The organism is Mycobacterium sp. (assembly GCF_035499775.1).
In the GTDB taxonomy this organism is placed as follows: domain Bacteria; phylum Actinomycetota; class Actinomycetes; order Mycobacteriales; family Mycobacteriaceae; genus Mycobacterium.
Genome location: NZ_DATJYB010000227.1, coordinates 1 through 6,033, shown reverse-complemented (window position 1 = coordinate 6,033; position 6,033 = coordinate 1). Strand labels below are relative to the sequence as shown.

8 protein-coding genes and 1 pseudogene are annotated in these 6,033 nt (G+C 66.5%); 4 read left to right on the top strand and 5 right to left on the bottom strand.

The window, feature by feature from the left end; all coding sequences use genetic code 11:
- The 3 genes and pseudogenes from VML93_RS15255 to VML93_RS15245 all read left to right on the top strand — a co-directional run.
- Positions 1-205 (top strand): annotated as a pseudogene (locus VML93_RS15255) (3-ketosteroid-9-alpha-hydroxylase); the annotation flags it as partial.
- Positions 205-483, top strand: coding sequence for a ferredoxin (locus tag VML93_RS15250; protein ID WP_414686361.1), 279 nt, complete (start codon positions 205-207; stop codon positions 481-483). The pseudogene VML93_RS15255 and the gene VML93_RS15250, both read left to right, overlap by 1 nt.
- Before the next feature lie 4 nt (positions 484-487).
- Positions 488-1,279, top strand: coding sequence for an SDR family NAD(P)-dependent oxidoreductase (locus tag VML93_RS15245; RefSeq protein ID WP_414686360.1), 792 nt, complete (start codon positions 488-490; stop codon positions 1,277-1,279).
- A 16-nt stretch (positions 1,280-1,295) separates the two neighbouring features.
- Here the strand turns inward: VML93_RS15245 and VML93_RS15240 are convergent, their stop codons facing one another.
- From VML93_RS15240 to VML93_RS15220, 5 genes are read right to left on the bottom strand one after another with little or no spacing between them, the layout of a single operon-like run.
- Complete coding sequence (locus VML93_RS15240; protein WP_325611848.1) at positions 1,296-2,078, bottom strand: SDR family oxidoreductase; 783 nt, start codon at positions 2,076-2,078, stop codon at positions 1,296-1,298.
- A 17-nt stretch (positions 2,079-2,095) separates the two neighbouring features.
- On the bottom strand, positions 2,096-3,169 hold the full coding sequence (locus tag VML93_RS15235; protein ID WP_325611846.1) for a hypothetical protein: 1,074 nt from the start codon (positions 3,167-3,169) through the stop codon (positions 2,096-2,098).
- Positions 3,170-3,213: 44 nt separating this feature from the next.
- Entirely contained in the window at positions 3,214-4,170 is a 957-nt protein-coding gene (locus VML93_RS15230) for an alpha/beta hydrolase (RefSeq protein WP_325611844.1), read from the bottom strand.
- Positions 4,167-4,991, bottom strand: coding sequence for an SDR family NAD(P)-dependent oxidoreductase (locus VML93_RS15225; RefSeq protein WP_325611843.1), 825 nt, complete (start codon positions 4,989-4,991; stop codon positions 4,167-4,169). Before VML93_RS15225 ends, VML93_RS15230 begins: the two co-directional genes overlap by 4 nt.
- Entirely contained in the window at positions 4,988-5,467 is a 480-nt protein-coding gene (locus VML93_RS15220; RefSeq protein WP_325611841.1) for a nuclear transport factor 2 family protein, read from the bottom strand. The genes VML93_RS15225 and VML93_RS15220 overlap by 4 nt, the downstream gene beginning before the upstream one ends.
- A 158-nt stretch (positions 5,468-5,625) precedes the next feature.
- Between VML93_RS15220 and VML93_RS15215 the strand changes: the two genes are divergently transcribed.
- On the top strand, positions 5,626-6,033 hold a 408-nt coding region (locus VML93_RS15215), incomplete at its 3' end, for a carotenoid oxygenase family protein (RefSeq protein WP_325611840.1).

Genomic DNA, 6,033 nt, shown 5'->3' with positions numbered 1-6,033 from the left:
GCGCATCGACAACCCGCTGCTGGTCGAGGAGGACGGCCCGGTCTACCAACTGCGGCGGTGGTATCAGCAGTTTTACGTAGATGTAGCCGACGTGGAACCAGACATGGTGGACCGCTTCGAGTTCGAGCTGGACACCACCCGGCCCTATGAGGCGTGGATGAAACAGATCGAGGCGAACATGGCGGCTCGGGCGGGTTCGGCGTGATGGGATCACCGGTCAGGACCGACGACCGTCTCGACGAGATGCCCATGGTGGCAGTCAAGTGCGGCAATTGCGGCGCGCAGGTGTTGGCGCGTAAGAGCACCTGGAACCAGACCAGTGTGCAATGGAACGCCGACGCGACGGCGCGGTGCACGGAACGTCAGGAGGCGCAGCGGATTGCCGGGCACCATCGCGGCCCGTTCCTGGTGTGTTCGGCGCTGCGGGATTCGATCGACACCGCCGTCGCCACTGGACAGCTGACCATCGTTGACGCCCAGTAGCGCAGTGCCAGTTGCGGTGGTGACCGGCGCGAGCCGCGGCGCCGGACGCGGCATTGCAACGGCACTGAGCGCGCGGGGCTGGCGGGTGTACGCAACCGGGCGCACCATCACCGAGGCGCCGCCCGGCGGTGTGGCGGTCCGGGTCGATCACAGTGACGACGACGCCGTGGCCGCGTTGTTCGAGCGGGTGCGGGACGACGACGGCCGACTGGACCTGCTGGTGAACAACGCCGCGGCCATCGCCGACGAACTGGTCAGCCCAAAGCCGTTTTGGGAGAAACCACTTGCGCTGGCCGAGGTGCTGGATGTCGGGTTGCGGTCGTCCTACGTTGCCTCGTGGCATGCCGCGCCGCTACTGGTGGCCGCCGGCCGCGGCCTGATCGCCTTCACCTCCTCGCCGGGATCGGTGTGTTACATGCACGGCCCGGCGTACGGCGCGCAGAAGGCCGGCGTGGACAAGATGGCCGCCGACATGGCGGTGGACTTTCGGGGGACGGGCGTTGCGACGGTGTCGATCTGGATGGGCATTCTGCTGACCAAACGGCTGCGCGGGGCGTTCGCCGGAAATCCCGAAGCGCTGGCCAAAACCGCTGAACACGCCGAAACACCTCAGTTCACCGGCCATTTGATCGATGCGCTCTATCGCGATCCCGACCTGGCAGAGCTGAGTGGGCAGACATTCATTGGAGCGGAATTGGCCGAACGGTACGGAATCACCGACGAGGGTGGCCGGCGCCCGCCGTCACATCGTCACCTGGGTGTGCCGCGAGAGCCGAGCACCGTGGTGGTGAGGTAGCTAATCCCCGCGGGAGTTAAGCGTGCGCGCCGCCGTCGATCCGTATCTCGGTTCCGGTGATGAACGCCCCGTCGTCGGAAGCCACCATCGCGATCACCGCGGCGACAGCGCCTGTGTCGCCGAGGATTTCGCTGGTGTTGCCGTGCAGCAGCGGCGTCTGCTTGGCCCACAGCCCAGGGTCGTAGCCCTCGGGCATCTTGTCCAGCGTGGTGTTGGCCAGTGCGGTGGACACGCCACCGGGTTGGATGTTGACCGCGCGCAGCCCTCGCTTGGAGTACTCCAGCGCCAATGAATGCGTGAAGCTGAGGATCCCGCCCTTGCTCGCCGCGTAGGCAGCCATATACGGGTGCGCGAAGCTCGCCGACGTCGAGGTGAAGTTGACCACCACGCCGCGACCGGACTCCAGCAGCGCGGGCAGGGCCTGCCGCGTCATCAGGAAGGTACCAGTGAGGTTGACCGCCAAGGTGCGGTTCCAGTCGTCGAGGGTGGTCTCATGGGTATTCGAACACGTCTGCATGCCCGCCACATTCACCAGCACCTCGAGTCCACCGAGGTCGGCAACGGCCGAGTCGACCGCGGCGATCACGTCGGCCTCGACGGAGATGTCGAGCACCGCCGTGGTGAGCCGCTTGCCGGTGCCGGCTTCCTCGGCCGCAGCTGTAGTGGCAGCCAGCCCGGATTCGGAGATGTCGTAGGCCACGACGGTGGCACCCTCATCGAGCAGGCGGGCGACGGCAGCCTGGCCGATACCCGACCCAGCGCCGGTGACGATGACACGGCGATCAGCGAAACGATCCATCGAGCAATACCTTTCGGTCACAACTGGAAGGCGCTGATCGGCGCTTCCGCGGGGTAGGTCGTCGGTCCACCGATGTCGTAGGCACTGTTCAGGGCGGCGATGAACTCCGGATGGTGCAGCGGTTCGCTGGGTATGTCGAGTTTGACGCCCCTGGCGTTGATGTCGTCGACCATGATGTCGATGGCCTTCTCGATGGTCAGGTCGTCGGAGCCCTCCATGTTCTTCTTCAGTTCCTCGTAGTCGGAGAACACCTCGGCCGACCAGTGCACCAGGAACCGCAGCTCGTCGGTGCGGTGGCGCGCGATCACGTCCTCGCCGTTCTTCAGCAGCCACTGGTCACGGTCGGCGGGGTCGCCGGTGAACACGGTGTCGAACGCCAACCCCGCCGGAATCTGTTGGTCCAGAGGGCCGTTCGCCTCGCCGCGGTGCACCATCATCTCGTTCTGGACCACTACGCCGCGGTTGTAGATCGGCGGCAGCACCCGCTTGGGCGCGCCCAGCGGCCCGTCCGGCCAGTAGGTGAAGCCACTCTCGCCGTCCAGCGAAAACCAGGTGATGACCTGGGCCATCTTGATCAGGTACTGGTCGAACAGGCCCGACTTGCCCATCACGCTGCACAACCACGTCGGTGCGTTCTCATGTCGCACGCCACGGAAGCTTGGTGAATCCAGATGTCCGGGATCGCGATTGGCGCACGGGCCGTTGATGTTGAACAGCATCAGTTGCGGCTTCGCGTACTCGGCGTTCCAGTAGCTCTTCGCCATTTGCAGGAACCGGTCGTTGTAGAAGCAGTCGTGCAGCTCCGGGTAGAGCACCGCACCGTAGTTGGCCAGGTAGCCGCGGAAGGTCGGGGTGAGGAAGAGGTCAAGCGACGGGGTGTATCCCTCGGGGAACAGGCCGCTCATGGTCGCGATCAGCTCGTCGGCCGACGCGAAGTGTTGGGCGATGATCAATCGCCACGGGCCCTCGGTGCGCACCACGTCAAGCAGGCGCTCACGCTGGTCATCGGTGTAGACGTTGTCGATCTCGCGGGGCGGTGCGGCCGGCCGCAGCACCTCGGACAGCTCGATCCGGCGCTCCTGGGTGAGCATCACTGGTCTCCTTTGCAGGGTGATCGATGTGATTGTGCGCGGCGTCACCGCGTCGCGGTGGCTTTCTGTCCGGTGATCGGGACGTCGAACTCAACCGGATGCGCGAACTTCGCCCGCAGCAGCGCCCCAGTCTCGGCGATGGCCAGCCGGCCGCGCGCGGTCGCCTCGGACCGCATCAGAAAGCCGTGGTACATACCGGGATAGCGGGTCAAGGTGGTCTGCACCCCGGCATCAATCAGCCGGGTCGCATACCGCTCGCCCCAGTCCCGGATCGGATCGCAGCCCGCCGTCACCACGATCGCCGGCGGTAGTCCGGACAGGTCGGTCGCATACGCCGGGACCTGGTAGGCGTCGGTTGGCGGGCCGGCATCGCCGTCGACGAGGGCGTGCATGTAGTCGATGTCGTCGCGGGTGAGCATCGGCGCGTCGGCCAGCTCAGTGATGGACGAAGCGCTCATGTCGCGATCGAGGCCCGGATAAAGCAGCGCCTGCGCGCAGATCGCGGGGCCGCCGCGGTCGCGTGCGGCAAGTGCCACCCCCGCGGCCAGCGAACCGCCCGCGCTGTCACCGACCACGGCGAGTCGGCCGGTATCGACCCAGGGTTGCCGCGAGACCCATTCGGTGGCGGTGTAGGCGTCGTCGAACTGGGCCGGCGGCGGGTGCTCGGGCGCCAGCCGATAGTCCACCGCGACGACGACCGCGCCGGACTCGGATGCCAGTGCCCGGGCCAGCGGCTCGAAGGAGTGGTTGGTCCCCATGACCAGCCCGCCGCCGTGGAAGTACACCAGCACCGCCTGGCCGGAATCGCTTGTCGGACAGTAGATCCGGACCGGAACAGAGCCGGGTGTGACCGCGTCGGTGACGGCAGCCATGTCCGGCATGTCGTCGGGTAGCGGTGCGGCTTCGATCGCGGCCCGCACCGCCGCCAGACCGCGCGCCCGCATCGGTCCGATGTCGCCGAACGAGGCAACCCGTGCGGCCGCATCCGGATCCAGGGTCATCTCAGCGTTGGGGGAAGCTGTGCGGCAAGGACTTCGGCACGTCTTTCCATTGCCGTCACGACCGACTCCTGGGTGACCAAGTAGAACCGGCCCTCGGCCGCCTGCTCGAACAGCGTCTCGGCTGCCGCCAGCGGATCCATCGCCCCGGCCTTGAGGTCCAGCATCGCGGAGCGCTGCGCCTCGGCGCTGCCGGCGTCACCGGCGGAGCCGACGCCACCGGCGGATTCGAAGATGTTGGAGACCACCGCGCCGGGCAGCACGGCCTGCACCTGAATGTGGTTGCCGTGCCCGGCTTTTTCCACCTCGAGGCGCAGGCACTCGGTCATCGCCAGCACCGCGTGCTTGCTCATGATGTAGGGCGTCTGCATCGGAATCGCGACCACCGCGCCGACCGACGACAGGTTCCAGACCCAGGCCGGTTCGTCAGTGGCCATCATCTTGGGCAGAAACGAGCGCACCCCGTGGAAGACGCCGCTGATGTTGATGTCGATGACGCGCTGCCAGTTCGGCAGCGGCGTGTCCCACAGATAGCCGAACTGCTCGATGCCGGCGTTGTTCACCAACAGACGCACCGGGCCCACCTCCCGGTACACCCGGTCGGCCAACTCCTGCACGGCATCCGGGTCGCGTACGTCGCACACCACGTCGACGGCGCGGTCACCCAGTTCATCGCGCAGGGATGCCCCGGCTTCAATATCAATGTCGGCCAGCACCACCGTCATACCCAGCTGATGGGCGTGGCGCGCCAGACCCGCCCCGATCCCGGCGCCGGCTCCGGTGATGACGGCGACACCACCGGCGAATGTTTCGCGGGCGCTCACGAACCGGCGGCGCTGCCGGCGGTGAACTCGGCCAGCGGGACGGAGTTGGTGGTGTCCAGGATGACTTCCATCTCGGTGAACTCTAGCCCGTTCCCGCCGCGCCGCACGGCGACGTTGGCGATGCCGCTGGAGACGGCGAACGGCACAAAATTCGCGATCTGGTTGACGAGGATGTAGAAGCGTGCGCGGGTGACGTCGCCGTCGGTGCCGGTGGGGTGCACGTTGGTGGCGTGGTGCCGCAACGGGTAGGGGCTCTGCTTGCGGTGATCGGACAGCCAACCCATGACCGCGTCCCGCCCGGTCAGTTCGGGCGACATCAACTCCTCGAATGGGCTTGCGCCACTGTCGCTTCTACTCACGTAGCGCACGTCGTCGGCGTAGCTGGCCGCCAGGTCGTCGTAGTGGGCCTCGTCGTAGTGGTACCAGAAGCCGGCAATGAACTCCTGCAGCTCCGGAAGCGTGATCTGCTCGCTCATAGCAGCGAGTCAACACGGACGGGGCATTGCCGATACCCGGGTTGCCCGGTCAGTGGAACGCTGATTCGAACTTGACACGTGTCAAGTTGTGCCGCACGATAGCGGGACGGCGTCAGCACCAGCCGTTAAGGCCGCCGCGCGATCCAGGAGGTTCGCCAGTGACCAATCGCTACCTGCACGGTCCGTTCGCCCCCATGAACCAGGAATTAACGCTGACCGACCTCGAGGTCACCGGAGGCATTCCCGAATTCCTGGACGGCCGGTATCTGCGCAACGGGGCTAATCCCGTCGGTGAACTCGACCCTGAGCTGTACCACTGGTTCATCGGCGACGGGATGGTGCACGGCATTCGCATCCGCGAGGGGAAGGCCGAGTGGCACCGCAACCGCTGGGTGCGTGGGCCGATGGCGGCCAAGGCGCTGGGCGAGCCCCCGCCGCCGGATCATTTCGGATTCTTCTCAATCGGCGCCAACACCAACGTGATCGGGCACGCCGGGAAGACCCTGGCATTGATCGAGTGCGGCATTGCCAGTTACGAACTCACCGATGAACTGGACACCGTCGGG